Source organism: Streptomyces sp. NPDC059957 (assembly GCF_042730015.1).
Classification (GTDB): domain Bacteria; phylum Actinomycetota; class Actinomycetes; order Streptomycetales; family Streptomycetaceae; genus Streptomyces.
The window spans coordinates 1-20,497 of the sequence record NZ_JBHWMB010000023.1 but is presented as its reverse complement, the minus strand read 5'-3'; the positions used below and the strand labels follow the sequence as shown (position 1 = coordinate 20,497).

Annotated in this window: 19 protein-coding genes and 2 pseudogenes; 15 read left to right on the top strand and 6 right to left on the bottom strand. The window is 70.5% G+C overall.

All coding sequences use genetic code 11. From position 1 onward, the window contains the following. Window positions 1-109 precede the first annotated feature (109 nt). Entirely contained in the window at window positions 110-1,324 is a 1,215-nt protein-coding gene (locus ACFWBW_RS17535; RefSeq protein WP_385373338.1) for a S8 family serine peptidase, read from the bottom strand. Between the two features lie 769 nt (window positions 1,325-2,093). Here ACFWBW_RS17535 and ACFWBW_RS17530 point away from each other — a divergent pair. The 8 genes and pseudogenes from ACFWBW_RS17530 to ACFWBW_RS17495 all read left to right on the top strand — a co-directional run. Then, window positions 2,094-3,116 carry a helix-turn-helix domain-containing protein gene (locus ACFWBW_RS17530; protein WP_385373336.1) on the top strand — a complete coding sequence of 341 codons (1,023 nt, stop codon included), beginning with the start codon at window positions 2,094-2,096 and terminating at the stop codon, window positions 3,114-3,116. Between the two features lie 408 nt (window positions 3,117-3,524). Continuing rightward, the gene (locus tag ACFWBW_RS17525; protein WP_385373334.1) at window positions 3,525-3,908 is read left to right on the top strand and encodes a peptidase inhibitor family I36 protein; all 384 of its coding nucleotides are present in this window, start codon (window positions 3,525-3,527) and stop codon (window positions 3,906-3,908) included. Window positions 3,909-3,969: 61 nt separating this feature from the next. Next, complete coding sequence (locus ACFWBW_RS17520; protein ID WP_385373332.1) at window positions 3,970-4,413, top strand: peptidase inhibitor family I36 protein; 444 nt, start codon at window positions 3,970-3,972, stop codon at window positions 4,411-4,413. A gap of 76 nt (window positions 4,414-4,489) precedes the next feature. Then, window positions 4,490-5,395 carry a hypothetical protein gene (locus ACFWBW_RS17515; RefSeq protein WP_385373330.1) on the top strand — a complete coding sequence of 302 codons (906 nt, stop codon included), beginning with the start codon at window positions 4,490-4,492 and terminating at the stop codon, window positions 5,393-5,395. After that, window positions 5,396-6,934, top strand: coding sequence for a peptidoglycan-binding protein (locus tag ACFWBW_RS17510; RefSeq protein WP_385373328.1), 1,539 nt, complete (start codon window positions 5,396-5,398; stop codon window positions 6,932-6,934). After that, window positions 6,931-7,644 (top strand): ABC transporter ATP-binding protein, encoded by a 714-nt coding sequence (locus tag ACFWBW_RS17505; RefSeq protein WP_385373325.1) that lies wholly within the window; start codon window positions 6,931-6,933, stop codon window positions 7,642-7,644. The genes ACFWBW_RS17510 and ACFWBW_RS17505 overlap by 4 nt, the downstream gene beginning before the upstream one ends. Then, complete coding sequence (locus ACFWBW_RS17500; protein ID WP_385373323.1) at window positions 7,638-8,900, top strand: ABC transporter permease; 1,263 nt, start codon at window positions 7,638-7,640, stop codon at window positions 8,898-8,900. The genes ACFWBW_RS17505 and ACFWBW_RS17500 overlap by 7 nt, the downstream gene beginning before the upstream one ends. Before the next feature lie 82 nt (window positions 8,901-8,982). After that, a pseudogene (locus tag ACFWBW_RS17495) lies at window positions 8,983-9,516 on the top strand (SDR family NAD(P)-dependent oxidoreductase); the annotation flags it as partial. A gap of 107 nt (window positions 9,517-9,623) precedes the next feature. Here the strand turns inward: ACFWBW_RS17495 and ACFWBW_RS17490 are convergent. After that, window positions 9,624-10,109: a VOC family protein gene (locus ACFWBW_RS17490; protein ID WP_385373321.1), complete on the bottom strand. Its 486-nt coding sequence runs from the start codon at window positions 10,107-10,109 to the stop codon at window positions 9,624-9,626. Between the two features lie 261 nt (window positions 10,110-10,370). Here ACFWBW_RS17490 and ACFWBW_RS17485 point away from each other — a divergent pair, with 261 nt between their 5' ends. From ACFWBW_RS17485 to ACFWBW_RS17460, 6 genes are all read left to right on the top strand, one after another. Continuing rightward, window positions 10,371-10,907, top strand: a complete 537-nt coding sequence (locus ACFWBW_RS17485; protein ID WP_385373320.1) for a SixA phosphatase family protein — start codon at window positions 10,371-10,373, stop codon at window positions 10,905-10,907. A 206-nt stretch (window positions 10,908-11,113) separates the two neighbouring features. Next, the gene (locus ACFWBW_RS17480) at window positions 11,114-11,491 is read left to right on the top strand and encodes an FKBP-type peptidyl-prolyl cis-trans isomerase (RefSeq protein WP_385373318.1); all 378 of its coding nucleotides are present in this window, start codon (window positions 11,114-11,116) and stop codon (window positions 11,489-11,491) included. Between the two features lie 211 nt (window positions 11,492-11,702). Then, window positions 11,703-13,796, top strand: coding sequence for a calcium-binding protein (locus ACFWBW_RS17475; RefSeq protein ID WP_385373316.1), 2,094 nt, complete (start codon window positions 11,703-11,705; stop codon window positions 13,794-13,796). A gap of 229 nt (window positions 13,797-14,025) precedes the next feature. Then, window positions 14,026-14,637 (top strand): TIGR03086 family metal-binding protein, encoded by a 612-nt coding sequence (locus tag ACFWBW_RS17470; protein WP_385373314.1) that lies wholly within the window; start codon window positions 14,026-14,028, stop codon window positions 14,635-14,637. Between the two features lie 48 nt (window positions 14,638-14,685). Then, entirely contained in the window at window positions 14,686-15,663 is a 978-nt protein-coding gene (locus ACFWBW_RS17465; protein ID WP_385373312.1) for a GlxA family transcriptional regulator, read from the top strand. Between the two features lie 41 nt (window positions 15,664-15,704). Continuing rightward, window positions 15,705-16,199, top strand: a complete 495-nt coding sequence (locus ACFWBW_RS17460) for an MBL fold metallo-hydrolase (RefSeq protein WP_385373310.1) — start codon at window positions 15,705-15,707, stop codon at window positions 16,197-16,199. A 22-nt stretch (window positions 16,200-16,221) separates the two neighbouring features. Here the strand turns inward: ACFWBW_RS17460 and ACFWBW_RS17455 are convergent, their stop codons facing one another. Beyond that, window positions 16,222-17,259, bottom strand: coding sequence for a PP2C family protein-serine/threonine phosphatase (locus ACFWBW_RS17455; RefSeq protein WP_385373308.1), 1,038 nt, complete (start codon window positions 17,257-17,259; stop codon window positions 16,222-16,224). A gap of 293 nt (window positions 17,260-17,552) precedes the next feature. Here ACFWBW_RS17455 and ACFWBW_RS17450 point away from each other — a divergent pair, with 293 nt between their 5' ends. Next, complete coding sequence (locus tag ACFWBW_RS17450) at window positions 17,553-18,617, top strand: heme A synthase (RefSeq protein ID WP_385373306.1); 1,065 nt, start codon at window positions 17,553-17,555, stop codon at window positions 18,615-18,617. Window positions 18,618-18,728: 111 nt separating this feature from the next. Here ACFWBW_RS17450 and ACFWBW_RS17445 read toward each other — a convergent pair whose 3' ends face one another. The 3 genes and pseudogenes from ACFWBW_RS17445 to ACFWBW_RS17435 form a co-directional block, all read right to left on the bottom strand. Then, window positions 18,729-19,283 carry a hypothetical protein gene (locus ACFWBW_RS17445; protein WP_385373479.1) on the bottom strand — a complete coding sequence of 185 codons (555 nt, stop codon included), beginning with the start codon at window positions 19,281-19,283 and terminating at the stop codon, window positions 18,729-18,731. Window positions 19,284-19,362: 79 nt separating this feature from the next. After that, window positions 19,363-19,770, bottom strand: a pseudogene (locus tag ACFWBW_RS17440) (acyltransferase family protein); the annotation flags it as partial. A 203-nt stretch (window positions 19,771-19,973) separates the two neighbouring features. Continuing rightward, a partial coding sequence (locus tag ACFWBW_RS17435) for a glycosyltransferase (RefSeq protein WP_385373305.1) occupies window positions 19,974-20,497 on the bottom strand: 524 nt, incomplete at its 5' end.

The following is a 20,497-nucleotide window of genomic DNA, read 5'->3' as shown; positions in this document are numbered from 1 at the left end:
AAAGGAAATTTCTGCGGGGGACACACCAGGGAACCTCAGGGAAAAATCTCCTCTTTTGGTCCCCCCCCCCCCCCCCCGTTCGGGGCGCCCCCGACGCGGACGGCTCCGCCTACTGTGCAGACACCTTCAGCAGCTTGTTCGGTGTTCCGCTGCTCGGGTTGGTGATCTTCCCCGAGGTCGCCCCTGCGATCAGGGCCTGTGCGACCTCCGCGGGCGACGCGTCCGCGTGTCCTGCCAGGTAGAGGGCCGCCGCTCCCACCACGTGAGGGGTCGCCATCGAGGTGCCGGAGATGACCTTCGTGCCGCTGTCACTGTCGTTCCAGGCGGAGGTGATGTCCGAGCCCGGTGCGTAGAGGTCCACGACCGAGCCGAAGTTGGAGAATGAGGACTGCGAGTCGTCGGATGTGCTGGAGGCCACCGTGACGGCCTCCGGGACCCGCGAGGGAGAGCCCTGCCCGGCGTCGGTGGACTCGTTACCCGCCGCGACGGCATAGGTGACACCAGCGGCTATCGACCGACGTACTGCCTCGTCGAGCGCCTCGTCGGCGCCGCCACCGAGGCTCATGTTGGCAACCGAGGGGCCGCTGCGATGCTGCGTCACCCAGTCGATGCCCGCCACGACCTGCTCGGTGGTGCCGGACCCGTTGTCGTCGAGCACACGGACCGCGACGACCCTGGCCTTCTTGGCCACCCCGTGGGAGGTGCCCGCGATGGTTCCGGCGACGTGAGTACCGTGCCCGTTGCCATCGTCGGCGCTCTGGTCGCCGTCCACTGCGTCGAAGCCGTGTGCGGCCCGGCCACCGAAGTCCTTGTGACTGATCCGCACGCCGGTGTCGATGACGTAGGCCGTGACACCCTCACCACCCGCGTCGGGGTACGTGTACTTCTTGTCCCCCGCCGTCTCCGCCTGGTCTATGCGGTCGAGGCCCCACGACGGAGGGTTGTCCTGGGTGCTGTTGATGGAGAACTTCTTGTTCTGGACGACCTTGCCCACCGCCGGATCAGCGGCGAGACGCTTGGCACTGGTCTCCGAAAGACCGGACGCGGAGAAGCCGTTGACAGCCGACGCGTAGGTGCGCTTCAGCTCGCCGCCGTACTTCTTGGCGAGCGCCTGCTTATCCGCGTCCTTGTCGAGTATGACGATGTAGCTGCCGCTGAGCGCACCGGGTGCGCCGAGCCCGTACACCGTCCCCTCGGCCGGAGTGTTCGCACCGGCGAGAGGGGACATCAGCATGCAGACACCAGTTGCAGTGGCGACTCCCGTGGCCACTGCAAGGACCCGGAAGCCGCGCGAACGGGTAAGTGCGTGCTTGTGTGTTGACATGGAGAGAGAGCTCCTCGTGTTGACGTGTGGGGCGTCAAGGCATGTTGCGTGAGCCTCCCGGAGCCGGAAGATCTCCGGGGGTTCAGCTCGAAACCCTGACCGATTACCGGATTTGATTCAAGACCGCCCCACGCGTCAGCGTTATTCAACAAGGTTTCTTAAAGAGACCTCCTCGTCGGCCCCCCAGAATGACCACACTCTTCGAACCACCCACACATACACAACTTCCGGATGCATTCGCGAACACCCGACTGGAGCAACGCGCGTTCGCCGCGCGGATCCGGGCAGGCCCGACCTCCACCACCGTGCGGGGCATCCGGTCTCAACTCCGGAACCAGAGCGCTCGGAGGTCACGAAGCACCGCTGAGTGGACAGTCACCCTGGGCGAAAATGGCGCAAAGCGCCCACGCCTCATTGCCACTTCTGCAGCGGGTCCCCGGCGCAGGTCCACTAGGTCCACAAAAGAAGGCGCCTGACCTGGGCTTGGACCCGGCAGGCGCCTTTGTCCATCCCCAAGCCGCTCCGTTCACGTTGCGGACCAGCTGACGGAGGTCCGGGGCAGGGCTGCTGCGATCATGGTCATGTCGTAGGAGTGGTTGGCGTGTTGTCGGTTCGTGTCGTCAGGGAGATGCCTGGCCCGTGGCGACGGTTCGGCGTTTCCGACGCGTGCGTGACGTGTCGGCCGGCAAGGCGCCGCTGCGTCCAGCCAGCTCGTCGGCGACCCGGTGAAGGACCAAGACGGCTGCCGCGTTGAGCTGTGAGGGATCGCATGGTGTCGCTGGTTACGTCGGATTCTGTCGAGCGCAAGGACAGATTTGATTGGTTTTGCGAGGCGGTGTCCAACGATGTGATGCCCATCACGCTCGACACCCTGCATGCGGCCGACTTCCAGGCGAGCCTCATGCACGTGGATCTCGGCGTTGCACAGCTGTCTTCCACGGCCTGCTCGCCCGTCGTCTCGCGCCGCACGTCGGCCCATGTCCGGCGCGGCGACCCTGAGCACCTCCAGCTGGCCCTCATCACACGGGGCACTTTCAGCATCTCGCAGCGGGGCAACGATTCGGTGGTCGAAGAGAGCTTCGTGCTCACGGACACCTCGCGACCGAGCGCGGGGACCTTCACGGGCGGGCAGGTCGAGGCACTGGTCATGCAGATTCCCCGTCAGGCCCTGGCACTCAGGTCAGATCAGGTGGACGGCCTGCTGGCGCAGGGCTTGGCCGCGGACGTGGGGTCGGGGGCGATCCTCGCCGACTTCCTCAAGACGCTGGTCGCACGCGGTCCGCACTGTCGCCCCGAGGAGCTGCATGCGATGGGGGCCGTCACCCTGGACTTGGCCACTGCGTTCCTCGCGCGCCGGCTCGGCGACCTCGGCAAGGCGCCTGCCGAGGCCCGAGCACAGGAGAGGCTGCAGAAGGTCCACTGCTTCATCGAGAACAACCTCGGGGACCCTGACCTGACTCCCCGGACGATCGCCGATCGGCACAACATATCCCTGCGGCGCCTCCACGCCCTCTTCGGCGACCAGGACCTGACCGTCGCCGCACGCATCCGCCAACGCCGGCTCGAGCGCGCCCACGCCGACCTCGCATGCACGGAGCTGAGCGGCCAGCCCGTTCAAGCGATCGCTACGCGATGGGGCTTCTCCAGTGCCACCGGCTTCAGCCGGGCGTTCCGTGACGCCTACGGCGTCACCCCCACCGAACACCGTGCGCTCTCCCATGGCTGCCCGACGGCACTCAGTGCACAGAACCCCGGCACTCCACGCACACCACCACGCGCCGCTCCGGTCTAAATTCGCCCTTGGTGACACCGGTCCGGCGTGAACAAAATTCGCGGGCTGCGACCAGGTGCGATGCGGGCATTGGACGGGGCAGCCGGAACTGGGTGACTGCCCCTGTTCGTGCTGCGCACAAGCAGGGGGCATGGCTGCCGTGGAGTGGTAATTCACTCCCGTCGGGTGGCGGGAAATTCACTTCTATGCCACCGAAAGCCGATCAAGTCAATTGGCGCGCGTCTTTCACCAGGCGTTCATGTGATGTGCGCATGGGAGGCGAGGGGCGGTACGGTTCCGCACCGGATGCCTCTCGCCATTTATCGGCCGTTATTTCGGAATGGATCGGGAAAGAGGAGAGGCTTCATGATTCGACGTACTTCGGCAATGCTGCTTGCCGTGGCATCCCTGTGTGGTGCGGGAGTCGCCATGGCTGCGCCCGCACAGGCGCAGGGCTGTACCCAGGACAACGTCTGTCTCTGGTCGGACAGCGGCTACAGCGGGTACCTGCGGGACGACTTCAACTCGCGCAGCAACTGGTCCACCATCACCTACGACCACGCCCCGACCAGGCTGCTCTACGCGGGCGACGGCGCAGTCAACAACGTCAGCTCCATGGACAACTGGGACCCGGACACCCAGGTCTCGGTCTACTACAACTCCGGATACGCCGGCCCCTGCTTCAACATCGCGGCCTACGGCAGCGTGGGCAACATGGCGAGCATCATCCTCAGCTCCGGCAAGTACGCCAACGACAACATGAACTCGCACAAGTTCGGCGGCGCTTGCACGGGGCCCGTGTACAACTTCTGATCGCCGGCCCTTCATTTATCGGCCGTTATTTCGGCATGGATTGAAAACGAGGAAATATCTCATGATTCGACGCACTTCGGCAATGCTGCTTGCCGCGGCAACCCTGTTCGGCGCGGGAGTCGCCATGGCCGCGCCCGCACAGGCCGACGTCTGTACCCCCGACAATGTCTGCCTCTGGTCGGACGGCGACTACAAGGGAGAGAAGCGGGACGACTTCAGCTCCCGTACCAACTGGGCCAACATCACCTACGGCGGCACCAGCCTCCCGCTCTACCGGGGTGACAACGTCATTTCGAACGTCAGCAGCATCGACAACTGGGACATGGACACCAAGGTCTCGGTCTACTACAACTCCGGATACGCCGGCCCCTGCTTCAGGGTCGCCGCCTACGGGCACGTCCGCGATATGAGTGGCATCCCCCTCAGCAACGGCAAGTACGCCAACGACGTCATGAACTCGCACAGGTTCGGTGACTGGTGCTCCGGCGTCACGTACGACTTCTGATCGCCTGCTCATGACCACGGTGGGGCGGAGGCCAAGTCCGCCCCACCGCGCACATCCACTCTATCCAGGGGTTCCTTTGCGTTACATGCGTCTCGTCATCGCCGCCGGGGTCGGCACGCTGCTGCTCACCGGCTGTTCGGAAGGCAGCCAGGAACCGGGCGGCGCCGGCGGTGGCGGTTCCGCTGTCCGGGATGTCGTCACGGAGGCCGACATCGTCCTCCCGGTGTCGGCCTACCTCTTCACCCCCGAACAGCAGGCGCAGGTCGACTCCGCTCATGCCACGCTGGCTGCCGACTGCATGAAGCGGTTCGGTTTCGACTGGCCGGTCAAGAAGGCCGAGCCGTCCAAGGTCGTGATCCGCCGATATGGCGTGGTCAGCGAGAAGATCGCCGCTGAGCACGGCTATCACGTGATCCCATCGGCAGATGACCGCGAGCACGCCGAAGGCGCGGTGTCCAGCGGGACCAAGCTTCCGCCCGAGGCGTACCTGGTCTACGGCGCCAAGGGCGCCAAGACGGGCGCGGGCGGCAGTTACCAGGGCAAGGACATCCCCGAGGGCGGCTGCGTAGGGGAGGCCGGCCGCAAGCTGGGGCTCGACAAGGTGCAGGACCCCTCAAAGGGCAAGATCGGACTGCTCAGCATCGACTACTCCTCCTTCGGGAAGGCCCAGGAGACGCCGGAGTTCAAGAAGGCACAGGACGCATGGGCGGCCTGCATGAAGACGTCGGGATATCAGCACACCGCCTTCCTGCAGCCCACCGAGAAGTACGCGGTCCAGGGGAACTCCGCCTCACCGGAGGAGAAGACCGTGGCCAAGGCCGATGTGAAATGCAAGCAGGAAACGAAACTCGCCACCGTGCTGCTCCGCGCCGAAACGGAGATCCAGAACGACTACATCGAGCAGAACGCCGCCGGGTTCGCCGAGATCAAGAAGGACCAGGGCGCGGTCATCAAGTCGGCCAACGAGGCACTGGCGAACTGAATGCAGAACGACGGACAACCCTCCGCGGACGTGGCCGAGGCAGCCCGCACCCGAGGAGGCAAGGCTGGTGACGGCGTACGGAGCAGGCGCCGCTGGCTCACTCTGATCGCGGTGGGCGCGGTCGCGCTCACCGGGGCGGGCTTCGGAGCCTCCCTGCTGATCAAATCGCCCGCCCAGGCGGCGGCCGATTCCCGGCCCCCCGCACCGTCCGTGATCACCGCGCCGGTCGAGTACCGGCCGCTGGCCTCCTCGGTGATCCTGCGCGGCACCGTGGTCGCCGGCCAGAGCGTGGAGATCACCCCCGGCGGCACGGCCGATGGAGGCAGTCCCACGGTCTCCAAGCTGCCGCTGAAGGCGGGAGATGAAGTCGGCGCCGGCCGCCTGCTGGTCGAGATCTCCGGCCGTCCGGTGATCGCCCTCCAGGGCGCCGTTCCCCTCTACCGCGACCTCAAGCCCGGCGCCCAGGGCAGTGACGTGGGCCAGCTCCAGGACGCGCTGCAACGGTTGGGCCACTCCACGTCCCCCGACAACCGGGGACGTTTCGGCGAGGGCACGAAGTCGGCGGTCACCAAGCTCTACGACGCGGTCGGCTACGAACCCGTTCCGGTCGGCGGCGCGGAGGGATCGGCCGCTGTCACCACAGCAGAAGCACAGGTGACCTCGGCCGAACGAGCCCTGGACGACGCCAAGGACGCGCTGAAGACCGCGGAGGCCGGCTCCGGCAGCGGAGCCGGCTCGCCCAAGACCACCGGCTCGACCACCGGAACGCCCGGGAAAGCGGATGGCGGCGGCCGCGACCTGCAGTCGCCGCGCAAAGCGGTCGACCGCGCCCGGGAGGACCTGGCCACCGCGCGCGAGGGTCTCGTCGCCGCGAAGGCGGCCTCCGGTCCCATGGTCCCGTCCGGCGAGGTGACGTTCCTGGAGAGCTTCCCCGCCCGGGTGCAGGACCTCCCTGCACGGCTCGGCGGGAAGGTGCAGGGAGCCGTGATGACCGTCGCCGCGGGCGCCCTGGTGGTGCAGGGCTACGTGCCCGACCACCAGAAGGGCCTGATCCGGGCGGGCCAGGAAGCGGAGATCCTCTCCGAGGTCAACGGCACCACCGCCAAGGCCTCCGTACGGTCCATCGCCACCACCCGCACGACGCCGCGCACCGACGGCGGCGCGCAGGCCGGGCAGCCGCCCGGTGGGCAGAGCGGCGGGCAGGCCGACGGGGACGGGTACCTGATGGTCCTCGAACCGGGCCGGGCGCTGGAGGCCGAGTGGACCGGGCAGAACGTCCGTCTGACCGTCATGGCCGCCACGACCGGCGGCAAGGTCCTGGTCGTGCCCGTCACGGCGGTGTCGGCCGGCGCCGACGGCTCCACTGCCGTGACCGTGCTCGAGGACGACGGCAGGCAGCGTCGGATCCGGGTGAAGCCCGGCACCACCGGCGACGGCTATGCCGAGGTCACCCCGCTGGACGGCGGCGCCCTCGGCGAGGGCGACCGGGTGGTGACCGGGGTCCGGACCGACGGCGACGCGCAGGGAGGTACCCGATGACCGGGTCCCCGACCGCGTCCGAGACGCCCGTCATCGAGTTCCGCCAGGTCGGCCTCACTTATCCGGGGCCGCCGCCCGTGGAGGCGTTCCGCCCCAGCGACCTCACGGTCCGCAGGGGCGAGTTCATCACCGTCGTCGGCCCCTCCGGGTCGGGCAAGTCCACGTTCCTGAACATCGCCGGTCTCCTCGACACCCCCACGAGCGGCAGTTTCCTGCTCGACGGGATCGACACCGGCCTGCTGGGGGACACGGAGCGCACCACGTTGCGCGGCCGCCGCATCGGGTTCGTCTTCCAGGCCTTCCACTTGCTGCCGCACCGCAGCGCCCGTGAGAACGTCGAACTCGCCATGGTCTACGGCGGCGCCCCACGCGGTGAGCGCCCGGAGCGGGCCCGCGAGGCACTGGCCCGGGTGGGCCTGGGCCACCGGACCGATGCCCTGCCCACCCGGATGTCCGGCGGCGAACGTCAGCGGGTGGCCATCGCGCGGGCCCTGGTCGCCCGGCCTTCGTTGCTGCTGTGCGACGAGCCGACGGGGAACCTCGACACCGGCAACGCCGAAGCGGTGCTCCTGCTGCTGGAGGCCCTCAACGCCGAGGGCATCACGATCGTCCTCATCACGCACGACCTGGCCGTGGCCGCCCGCGGCCGGCGGACCGTCACCATCCGGGACGGCATTCTGAGCGAGAGCGAGCAGGTACGCGCATGCTGAGCCGGATCAGAAGGGCACAGCGCGCCGCGCACCTGCCCGGAATCGGGCACTCCGCGTTCGTGCCACGGGATCTGCTGGCCGAGGCGTTGGCCGGGATGCTGCAGCGCCCCGCCCGCTCCGCGCTCACCATGCTCGGCACCGTCCTGGGCGTCGGTGCCTTCGTCGCGGTACTCGGCCTCACGGCCACCGCCTCCTCGCAGATCGACGCCCGTTTCAACGTGCTCTCCGCTACGGAGGTGACGGTCGAGGACATCGCCCGCGAACAGGACAAGTTCGCCGGCGCGGCGTTCCCGGACGACGCCTCGGAGCGCGTCGAGCGGCTCAACGGGGTGCGGCACGCCGGGGTGCTGTGGACGGTGAAGCCCCGACGCAGCGCCGCCGAACTCGTCGTCACCGCCGCCCCGGTGGGCGACACCGCAGGGGAACCCCTCAATGTGGTGGCCGCCGCCCCCGGTGCCCTGCGCGCGGCCGAGCCCCGGCTCTCCCAGGGCAGGCTGTACGACGACTTCCACGCCGACGCCCGCCAGCGCGTCACCGTGATCGGCTCGGGCATCGCCGCACGGCTGGGGATCACCACGTTGGAGACCAAGCCGGCGATCTTCATCGGGGGGCAGCCGTTCACCGTCACCGGCATCGTCGAGGACGTCCGGCGCCAGCCGGACGTGCTGCTCTCGGTTCTCGTACCGCAGACCACCGCGGTCGAGATGTGGGGACGGCCCGCCGAGGGTGCCAGGATGCTCATCGCCACCGACCTGGGCGCCGCCCGCCAGGTGGCCGGGGAGGCCCCCACGGCGCTGCGCCCCGACCATCCGGAGTACCTCAAGGCGGTCGCGCCGCCCGACCCGAAGAACCTGCGGACCTCGGTGACCTCCGACCTCGAACAGCTGTTTCTGCTGCTCGCCGGGGTGTGCCTGGTCATCGGAGCGGTCGGGATCGCCAACACCACCCTGGTGGCGGTCCTGGAGCGCACCGGGGAGATCGGCCTGCGCCGTGCCCTCGGCGCGCAAAGACGGCACGTCACCGCCCAGTTCCTCGCCGAGTCGGGCACGCTGGGCGCCTTCGGCGGTCTCATCGGCACGGCGATCGGTACGCTGACGATCCTGATCGTGGCGTTGATCAGGGACTGGACGCCGGTCATGCACCCGCTAACCCTGGCCACCGCCCCTCTCATCGGGCTGGCGACCGGTGTCGTGGCCGGGATCTATCCCGCCCGCCGCGCATCCTCCGTACAACCGGCCGAAGCCCTCCGCGGCTGACCCGCGCCGGTTGTCGGGGACCGCAACACGGCGCCAGAGGGCACGGGCTCAACCGGCGAGATCCGAAGGACGCGTGCTGACGAGCGCCACCGCCGCCGCGCGGCTGATCGAGGAACAGGCGGGGCGCCTCGACGTGCTGGTCAACAACGCCGGAATCGCCGGCGACATGCCACAGAAGCCCACCCGGGTCGACCCCGCCACCATCCGGACGGTCGTGGAGACCAACGTGATCGGCGTCATCCGCGTCACCAACGCGATGCTGCCCCTGCTGCGCCGCTCCGCCTCGCCGCGGATCGTGAACATGTCCAGCAGTGTCGGCTCCCTCGCCCGGCAGTCGGGTACCGCCGCCGAGCTGACGACGGGTCCGGTGGCTGCGGCGTACTCGCCGTCGAAGACGTTCCTCAATGCGGTCACCCTCCAGTACGCCCGGGAGCTGAAGGGCACGAACATCCTGATCAACGTGGGCTGCCCCGGCTACGTCGCGACCGATCTCAACGGCTTTCGCGGTGTGCGCACCCCCGAACAGGGCGCGGCCATCGCCGTCAAGCTGGCGACCCTGCCCGATGACGGCCCGTCCGGCACGTTCTTCGATGACGCCGGCGTCGTGCCCTGGTGAAAGGCGCAGCGGCAATCCCGGGGTCCGGGCCCCGAGCCGGGACACGAGCCGGGGTGTCGAGACGGCGGTGGCCGGCCCGGCCCGGCCCGGCCCCGATCGAGGATCCGTCACCCACCGCCCGGATCGGACTTCATGGCGCGCTCGGCTTCCTCGGACCGCTTCTCCAACTCGTCCGCCGGGACGTCCTCGATGTGCGTGGCGATGCTCCAGCGATGCCCGAACGGGTCCTCGAACTGGCCGGTACGGTCGCCGTAGAACTCGTCCTTGATCGGCCGCAGCTCCGTGGCGCCCCGGGCGAGTGCCTTGGCGAGGACCCCGTCGACGTCTTCGACGTACACGTGCAGGGTGACGGGCGTGCCGCCCACCGACTTGGGCGAGCGGAAGCCGATGTCGGGGTACTCGTCCGCGAGCATGATGACCGAGTTGCCGAGCTCCAGCTCGGCGTGGCCGATCTTGCCTCCGGGTGCGGCCATCCTCATCCGTTCCCGTGCGCCGAGCACGGAGACGTAGAAGTCGATCCCGGCCGCGGCCCCGTCGATACAGAGGTACGGAGTGACGCGCGGGTATCCCTCGGGAATGGGCTGGACACTCACCGGCCACCTGCCTTTCCGGACCGTGGCGGCCACGCCGACCGCCGCCTGCGACCAGAGATATCCCGAAGGCGACGCGCACGTGCCGGCGGCGCGCGGCGGTCGGGCATCGGATGCTCCGAAGGGCTGCGGGCCCGGCGGGGCCGGCTACGGCGGCGGCGTTCCGGTAGCACTGCTCGACCGGGCGGCGAGGTCGCCACCACAGCAGCCTCATCGGCCCGCCCGGTTTCCCGAACCGTGCGAGGCTGGGGGCATGAGGCCGTCATGAGTACCGGACCCGCCGCCCGTCTGGTGCTGTTGCGCCACGCCAAGTCCGCCTGGCCCGACGTCGCGGACCACGAGCGGCCGCTGGGGCCGCGTGGGCTGCGGGACGCGCCGGCGGCGGGGCGCTGGCTGCGCGATGGAGGCTGTCTGCCCGCGCTGGTGATCTGCTCCACCGCGCGGCGGGCCCGCGAGACCTGGGCGCTGGCGGCCGGACAGCTCGGCGCCGAGGTGCCGGTGCGCTTCGACGAGCGGGTGTACGCCGCCGAGCCGCAGGATCTGCTGGAGGTGGTGTCCGAGGTACCGGCGGAGGTACGGACGCTGCTGCTCGTCGGCCACAACCCGGGCATGGCGGATCTGATCGTCAGCCTCGCCCGGGAGGCCGTGGACGCGGCGGAGGCCGACAGGATCGGGCGGCTGTCGGAGAAGTTCCCGACGTCCGGCATCGCGGTGCTGGCCTGCCCAGGCCCCTGGCAGGGTCTCGCGCCGGGCTCGGCCCGGCTGACGGACTTCGCCATCCCCCGGGGCGCCGCGCGCTGACGCACGCCATGAGCACGGGCGCGGTGGGGCGCCGCGACACCACTCGCCGCGTCCGAACGGCTCCGGGCGGCTCCGGGCGGCTCCGGCGCACTTCGCGGAGCATGACAGCAGCCGCACGCCGACGGGCTGGACCTCGGCCACCGTGGGGTTTGATGTACTTCAGTCGTATGTACGAGGGATTCCGGGCGGAGAGCGATGAGGCTGCGATGAGTGAACTGACGAAGCCCGAGGTCCAGCTCCCGGAGGGTGAAGCTCCCCAGGAGCTGACCGTCCGGGACCTCGTCGTCGGGGACGGGCCCGAGGCGAAGCCGGGCAGGGTCGTCCGGGTGCATTACGTCGGGGTCACCTTCGCCTCCGGAAAAGAGTTCGATGCCTCGTGGGACCGGGGCGAGCCGTTCAAGTTCGCCGTGGGCGGAGGCAGGGTCATCAAGGGCTGGGACCGGGGTATCAGGGGGATGAAGGTCGGCGGTCGGCGCGAGATCATCGTTCCCCCGCGCCTCGGGTATCGCGACCAGTCCCCCTCGCCGTTGATCCCGGCGGGTTCCACGCTCGTCTTCGTGGTGGACCTGCTCTCCGTGGTCTGAGGAAGGCCTGCGGTCCGGGGATGGCCCGCGGTCCGAGGAAGGCCTGGCCCTCCCCGGCCTCCCGGTTCGCCCATTCGCCCATTCGCCCACCGGGGTGGATCCCCTCCCCCGGAGGGCTCAAGCCCTGTCCCCGCCTCGCCCGTCCCTGGCGCGTCCGGCACGAAGCTGCTGCCTGCTCACTTCCCGGCGCGACTCGGAGGTCCGTAGGCCCATGCCCCACTCACACCCCAGACCACCTGAAGAGTGCCGCCGCTCCGACCGGCGCGGCGGACGGGCGGCCACGGGGGCGGCAGCCGCGGCTGCCGCCCTGGCACTGGTCCTCGCGCTGCCCGGCATCGCGCTGGCGGCTCCGGGGGACCTGGACCCCTCCTTCGCCGACTCCGGCAGGGTCCAGACGTACTTCCCCGACGACGGCGGGCCGTGGGACTACTCCGAGGGTCTGGACGTCGCCCGGCAGGGCGACGGCAAGCTGGTCGTGGCCGGCCGCGTCACGGGGCCGGGCGTCCCGTTCGACATGGCGCTGATCCGGTACAACGCCGACGGCAGCGTCGATACCGGCTTCGGTGGCGGCGATGGTCGGGTGACCAGCGATTTCGGGGGTGACGACCAGGCCGAGGCGGTGGCGGTACAGCCCTCCGACGGGAAGATCGTGGTCGCCGGCCGTACGGAGGTCGTGGACGAGGGCGGTGGCTGCTGCTTCTTCTCCCTCGCCCGCTACAACACCGACGGCTCCCTCGACCAGGGCTTCGGCTCGGCCGGTCTGGTGCGCGTGGACGCGTTCGGCAGCGCCTCGGGGGCCGCCGACCTGGTCGTCCAGCCGGACGGAAGGATCCTCGCGGTGGGCCTCAGCGGCGGGGCCGGCTTCGCACTCGCCCGCCTCAACGCGGACGGCAGTCCCGACCCGTCCTTCGGCGGGGACGGCACGGTGCTGGCGGGCTTCGCCCCCGCTTTCCCCGGGGACGCGGGCGGCCAGGCCACCGGCCTGGCGCTCCAGCCCGACGGCAGGTTCGTCGCCGTCGGCCACGTGGGCAGTACCGCCTTCGACTTCGGGGTGGCCCGCTACCTGTCCAACGGCAGCCTCGACACGTCCTTCAGCGGCGACGGCATGGCCACCGCCGACTTCGGCGGCACGGATTTCGGCCGGGCCGTGGCGGTCCAGTCCGACGGAGCGGTCGTCGCCGCCGGATCGACCAACACCGGCTTCGCACTGGCCCGGTTCACCGCGGGCGGCAGTCCCGACGCCGCCTTCGGCACCGGCGGCCGGGTCACCACCGTCTGGCCCCTCAGCACGGCGGTGGCGTACGACATGACGCTCCAGCAGGACGGGAAGATCCTCGTCGGCGGCACGGCCGACGACCCCGACAGCCAGGAGGCCACCGACTTCGCCCTCGCCCGCTACCTGCCGAGCGGCAGCCTGGACACCGGCTTCGGCGGCGGTGACGGCCGGGTGTACACCGGCATGCTGGGAGGCGAGGAGATCCGGGGACTGCTCGTGCAGCCCGACGGAAAGATCGTGGCCGCGGGCCTGGCCGGGCTGGGCGCCTTCGGCATCGCCCGCTACGAAGGCGGCGGCAGCGCTCCGCCTCCGCCCCCGCCGACCGCCGACCTGTCGGTGACGAAGACCGGCACGACGACCGTGAGCATCGGCGACCAGGCCTCGTACACGGTGCGGGTCTCCAGCGCCGCGACGTCCACCGTGACCGCGACGGGCGTGACGCTCACCGACACCCTCTCGGGAGCCGGCGGCACCCTCCTGTCGGCCGTCCCCTCCCAGGGCACCTGTACGACCACGGCGACCGGGGCGAACTGCGCCCTCGGCAGCCTCGCACCCGGCGCGAGCGCCACGGTCACGGTGACGGCCGAACCGCGTGCCACCGGCACCCTGACGAACAATGCCTCCGCCACCGCCTCCACCCAGGACCCGAACCCGGCCAACAACAGTGCGGGCGCCTCGACCTCGGTGAACAACTCCCGCGGCTGCACCCTCATCGGCACCAGCGGTACGGACACCCTGAACGGCGGCTACTCCAACGACGTCATCTGCGCCCTCAGCGGCAACGACACCGTCCGCGCGGGCTACGGCAACGACACCGTCCACGGCGGACCCGGCAACGACAACATCGACGGGGGCTTCGGCGACGACACCCTGAACGGCGGCCCGGGCAACGACACCCTCACGGGCTACTACGGCAACGACCGCCTGACCACCACCGACGGCGTCGGCGCCAACGACACCGCCAACGGCGGCATGGGCTCCGACACCTGCACCACCGACCCCGGCGACACCCGCATCAGCTGCCCCTGAGCGGGTTCCGCACGGCCGGCCCTGCGGTACCAAGCGGCTCGCACGACGCTCGTTCCCCTCCCGGCTCGTTCCCCTCCCGGCTCGTTCCCCTCCCGGGCCGTTCCCCTCCCCGGCTCGTTCCCCTCCCGGGCCGAGCTGTCGCTCCGGGTGAACATTGCGCCCGCGTCGCGATGAGTTCGGGCTCCGTCGCCGGTCTACCCTCCAGACCCCTGCCACGAAGGAGCGGAACATGACCGGTACGACGATTCTCGACCTCGGACCGCAGGCCCGGATCGTGGCCCGCCTCGCCGGGGGTGTCCCGGACGCCCTGCTCGCCGGGCCGACGCCCTGCCCCGAGTACGCGGTCGGCACCTTGCTGGGCCACCTCGCCGGCCTCGCCGTCGCCTTCCGGGACGCCGCCCGCAAGGATCTGGGCCCCACGACGGACACGGCCCCCGACACCGCCGTGCCCTCCCTCCCCGCCGACTGGCGCGAGGAACTGCCCCGGGTCCTCGGCGAACTCGCCGAGGCCTGGAGCGATCCGGCCGCCTGGACCGGCATGACGCGCGCGGGCGGCGTGGACCTGCCGGGCGAGATCGCGGGTGTGGTCGCCGTCGACGAACTGGTGATCCACGGCTGGGACCTGGCCCGGGCCACCGGCCAGGAGTACGCACCCGATCAGGCCGCGCTGGACACCTCGTACGCCTTCCTCCTGGAGTCCTCGAAGGAAGGGGGCGGCGGGGACATCTTCGGCCCCGTGGTCCCCGTGGCGGACGACGCCCCGCTGCTGGACCGGGCGGTCGGGCTGAGCGGGCGCGATCCGGGCTGGACGGGGCCGGGCACACGGGCTGTCCGGATCTGACAGAACCTCGTCATTGCGGCCATCACCGCGGGGCGAAATGATCAGCGCATGCCCGAACCGCACAGAGTCGTCATCGTGGCCTTCTCCGGTACGGAACTGCTGGACGTCACCGGCCCGGCCGAGGTGTTCTCGGTCGCCACACGGGTGGCCGGCACCGCCCGCCCCGGCTATCTCGTGCAGATCGCCACGGCCGACGGCGGACCGGTGGCCACCTCCAGCGGCGTCCGGCTGCTGGCGGACCTGGCCCTCGACGAGGTGCGCGGCCGGGTCGACACCCTGCTCGTGGCCGGCGGGGTCGGCCTGGTGGGCGACGCGGTGGAGCCGGTGATCGACCGCGAGGTCACCGACTGGCTGCGTGAGGCGGCGCCGCCCGCGCGCAGGACCGGGTCGATCTGCGCGGGCGCGCACCTGCTGGCCGCGGCGGGCCTGCTGGACGGACGGTCCGCAACGACCCACTGGCTCACCGCCGCACGGCTGGCCGCCGACCATCCCCGGGTCACCGTGGATCCGGACCCGATCTTCATCCGGTCCGGGAGCGTGTGGACCTGCGCCGGTGTCACCTCGGGGCTGGACATGGCGCTGGCGATGGTCGCCGAGGACCACGGCCAGGCCCTTGCCCTGGCCACCGCGCGGATGATGGTCATGTACGTCAAGCGGTCCGGCGGGCAGAGCCAGTTCAGCGTTCCGCTCTCCGCCCCGGCCACTTCGGGCGACCGGATCGACGAGCTGCGCGTGTGGATCGCGGACCACCTCGCCGAGGACCTCGGCGCAGAGGCCCTGGCCGCACGGCTGCACCTGAGCGTGCGCCACTTCTCCCGGCTGTTCCGGCTGCGCACCGGGGGCACACCGGCCGCCTACGTGGAGTCCGCCCGCCTCGAAGCCGCCCGCAGGCTGCTGGAGGAGAGCGACGGCGGCCTGCCGGAGATCGCCGCGGCCACCGGCCTCGGCTCGGTGGAGACCCTGCACCGCTCCTTCCGGCGCCGGCTGGGGACCACTCCCGCCGAGTACCGGCGCCGATTCCGCTAGGGCCTGTCGTCACACCCGCGCCACCCGGCGGCGAGCACGGAGTGGACCCCTGCGAGGTCTCGCTGATCGTCATCACCCACGGGCACATCGACCACTTCGGCTCCGCCGCCGAACTGCGCCGCCTCACCGGCGCGCCCGTCGCCGGCCACATCGCCGACCTCGGGCCGTACCGCAGCGGCCGGGTCCGCGAACCGTACCTGCCCACCGGCCCGATGGGCCGCATCATGCCCACCCCCGGACACACCGCCGGATCGGTCTCCGTCCTCACCGACGACGGAGACCTCGTCGCCGGCGACCTGGTGGCGAACTCCTTCATGGGCCTCATCCCGGGGAGGCCGGCCAATCCGCCCTTCCACGACGACCCACGGCAGAACCTCACGAGCCTGCGCGCCATGCTCGCCCTCGACCCCACCCGACTCCACGTCGGCCACGGCGCCCCGCTGGAACCCGGCCGGGTCCGGCGCTGGGCGGACCGGGAGAGCGAGCGCCTGTCCCGACGCGAGGCGGCGGGCCGGATCGCCACCCGCGCCACGTAGACGGGTGGGCCCTCCGTTCCCCTCAGGGCTCACACAGGCGTACGGCGAGGGCGGCGATGTCGTCGTCGAGGCGCCCTCTGCTGTGGCTGAGCAGATCACGGTGGAGAGCCGTGAGCAGTTCGCGCGGCGGGGCCACCGGCTGTCGGCGCATCCAGGCCGTCAGCGGGAAGAACTCGCCGTCGCGGGCGCGGGTTTCGGCGATCCCGTCGGTGTACAGGAGCAGCACGTCGCCGATGGCGAAGTCGAAGGTGTCGACGCTGTACTGATCACCGATCAGCTCCGCGAGGCTGAGCAGCGGGGAGGGGCTGTCCGGGTCGAGGACACGGAGCTTCCCGCGGTTCAGGATCAGCGGCGGGGGGTGTCCGCAGTTGAGGATGCTGATGCGTGTGCCCTCGTGCGGGATCTCGACGAGGAGTGCCGTGGCGAAGCGCTCCATCGGCCCCTCGGGGGGAAAGGCGGAGTTGTACCGCATGCTGCTGGCGTCCAGCCTGCGTGCGATGTCCACCAAGTCGGGCTCGCCGTACGCTGCTTCGCGGAAGGCGTTGACGATCGCCGCGGCCGCCCCCACGGCCGGAAGGCCTTTGCCCCGCACGTCACCGATGAGCAGTCTGACCCCGTACGGAGTGTCGACGCCTTCGTAGAAGTCCCCGCCGATGCGGGCCTCCGCCGCGGCCGCGAGATACAGCGACTCGATCTCGATGCAGCCGATGCGGCGCGGCATGGGGCTCAGCACCACCTGCTGCGCCGCGTCGGCGACGAGCCTCACCTGGAAGAGCGTGCGCTCCCGCTGGAGGCGGACATGGCTTCCGTATGCGGCGGCCACGGTGACCGCGATGATCCCCGAGGCCGTCCACCACGTCCCCAGATCGGGGAAGACGAGGCTGAGGCCGATCATCAGAAGGAGACAGACCGTCCCGAGCAGGACGGTGGGGAGCACCGGCCACATGGCGGCGGCGAGGGCCGGCGCCGCGGGCAGGAGACGGCTGAAGGCCATCTCCGGCGGAGTGGTGTAAGCGAGGCTGGCGATGACGATGGTCAGGATGACCGGTGACAGCCGCACAAGCCATCCCTGGCCTGGGCGTCTGCGGAGGCGCGGCCGTCCAGACTCGATCACATTTCTCAGAATATCTGCGAAATGAGGATAAAGCGCCCTGGCGTAGGGAGGCGGTCGACCGCCCCACCGGCGCAAGCGCACCGTCTCGGTGGCGATGCCCCTTCCAGGGGCTCATGACAAATATGCCTCCCGGATATGCCTTCGATGGGCGTCGAGCCCCGTCGGACCGCGGCAAACGTGCGGCGTACGCTGAGCTCCCGCGCCGTCACGCGTAGAAGCGGCTCGAAGGAAGGCTGATCGTGCGCACTCCCCTCTCATGGCTTGCCGGAAGGTACTCCCTCGGAGCGAGAAGTGTCAGAGCCGCCGCACTGGGTTCGGTCGTGGCGAGCATCGCGATCATCGTGACCGGTGGAATCGTGCGCGTCACCGGCTCCGGTCTCGGCTGCACCGACTGGCCCATGTGTACGGGAGAAACGCTGGCCCCCACGGCGGAAATGGGGGTGCACGGCGCCATCGAATTCGGGAACCGCCTCCTGACCGGGGCGCTGTGCGCGGTGGTGGGCTGGGTCATCATCACCGCGCGCCTCCAGGAAAAGCCGATGCCCGCAGTGCTGCGCGGAGGCTGGGCCCAGTTCTGGATCGTCGTGCTCAACGCGGTCGTTGGCGGAGTGACCGTGTGGATGCGACTGAGCCCGTACATCGTCGCCGCGCACTTCCTCGCCGCCACGCTGCTGCTCACCGCCTCGGTGTACACCTGGCACGCGGCGTACGCCGATGCCGGTGACGATGCGGACGCGGATGCCGACGCGGATGCCGATGCGGAAGTCGGCGCCGATGTCGGTACCGACGGTGCTGGGCCCGGCGCGCCGGTCGTGCTCGCGCCGCGGTCCGACGTGCGGATCCGGTCGCTGTCGGCGGCGCTGGTCGCGGTGACGGCCCTGCTGGTCTTCGTCGGCACGCTCGCCACCGGCTCCGGCCCGCACGCGGGTGATTCCTCCGACGTGCCGCGGATGCCCCTCGACTGGACGGCCGTGACCATCGTGCACAGCGTGCTGGCCGGGGCGGTCCTGGTCCTGGCCGGAGCCCTGCTCCACTCACTGCCCAAGGACGGCTTCTTCGGCGCCGCGCGCCGCAAGGCGGCCGTCTTCCTGGCCGTCCTGCTGAGCCAGGGCCTCGTGGGGCTGGTGCAGTCGGTGACGGCCCTGCCGTCGCTCCTCGTGATGCTGCACCTGCTGGGCTCGGCGCTCGTGTGGATCGGAGCGCTGCAGGTGTACCTCACGGTCAAGAAGGCCCGTTCCGGCCATGCGGCTCCGCCTGTCGGCACACCGCTGCCGCGTGCGCGGGGCGCCGCGACACACGTCTGACCGGCCGGGGAGGCCGAAGGGGCCGTTTCGGATCACTCCGAAGCGGCCCCTTGATGCGGGTGCGGGTGCGGGCTGCGGGCTGCGGGGCGTGGGGCGCGGGCGCGGTCCCCGTCAGTCGGTGGAGCGGCGTCTGCCCCGCTTGCGGCGCGGGTACGGCAGGAGCCGCGGCGAGCGTTTGGCGGCCACGTCCTCGACCCAGCCGAAGGTCAGGACCAGGACGCCGACCAGCGGGATCGCCACCAGCAGGGTGAACCATTGACTGGCCAGCAGCCACTGGAGGTCGTCGTAGAAGAAGGGGACGCTCCAGAGGGGGTCGATCAGCGGGATCGCGGCCACCAGCGCCACCTGCTGCCACAAGTACACACTGACCGCGCGGGAGTTGAGCAGGCTGACCAGGCCGTTCCAGCGTTCCAGCACCCTGGGCCACTGGTCCCAGGACGGGCTGACGTGGAGCAGGATGGCGACGAAGCCCAGGGACCACAGGGCCTGGGCGATCGGCCAGGACTCGATGTCGGTGTGCACGGTCGGGTCGACCGGGCGGGTCTGCAGGTACCAGAGGGCGGCCACCATCACCAGCGGGGCGACGGACGGCAGGACGTACTGCGGGATCTTCTTGAGCAGGCCCTCCTGGTGGGCCATGCCGAGGATCCAGCAGGAGCCGAACATCCTGGTCGGCGAAGAACGCGTTCATGACGATGAGCACCGCCAGGGGGCTGAACAGCGTCACCCACGGAAGCCTTCGCAGCGCCCAGAGCATCAGCGGTGAGAGCAGCACGTACCAGAGGTAGGCCCGGAGGTACCAGAGCGGGACGGTGATCTGCATGGCCCAGCCGCCCTCCACGCGGCCGAAACCGGGCAGGTCGTCCGCGTACGGCGGAGTGCTCAGCGGCAGGATCCAGAACGCCAGCTTGGTCCACCACCAGGTGGGGTGGCCGTCGGTGTCGGGGCCCCAGCCGTCGATGATCTGGAGGGTGATCAGGAAGGCGCCGAACAGCCACATCGGCGGCAGCAGCCGGCGCAGTCGGCCGCGGATCACGCCGAGGGCGGGACGGCTGAGCGAGCGGGCCATCAGCGAGCCGGCCAGCGCGAACATCACGCCCATCGACGGGAAGACGAGGGGCAGCCAGAACCAGCTGAAGTTGTGGTAGATCATCACGCGGACCAGGGCCAGCGCGCGCAGCAGGTCGAGATAGCGGTCGCGGCCGCCCTTGCGCGGGGACGGCGCCTCCGGTGCCTGCCCCGGCTCCGGCGCGTGCTCCGGCTCGTACTCCTGTTCCGGCGGCTGTCCCTGGCGCAGGACGGCGGGGATCCTCAACTGGACGGTGTCCTGATGACGTCCGAGGCCCGTGTGTGCGGTCATGGCCGGGCCTCCACCGGTACGGCGACCTCGCCGGTGCGCCGGAGCTTCTGCCAGCGCAGTCGGCCGCCGGTCATCGCCGTGATCGCGGACTGCAGCAGGACGATGTACATCAGCTGCCGGTAGACCAGTTGCTGGATCGGCAGGCTGATCAGGTACCAGGGCTTCTCGCGGTCGAGCCGGAAGGCGTACCAGGACAGCACGGCCTGGAGCAGGATGAAGCCGCCCCAGCTGGTGAGGGTGATCCCGGCGTCCCCGAAGAACACGCCGTACAGCAGGAACAGGTCGACGAGCGGTGCCAGCAGCGGGGCGATCACGCCGAACAGCACGACGAGCGGCAGCCCGACCCGGCCGAAGCGGCCGGCCGGGCCGCGGGAGGTCACCGCGCCGCGGTGCTTCCACATCGCCTGCATGCTGCCGTAGCTCCAGCGGTACCGCTGGGACCAGAGCTGCTGGAGGCTGGCGGGAGCCTCGTCCTGACGCCGGGCCCGGAGTGAACCGGGGGCGGCGCCCACCGAGGTGA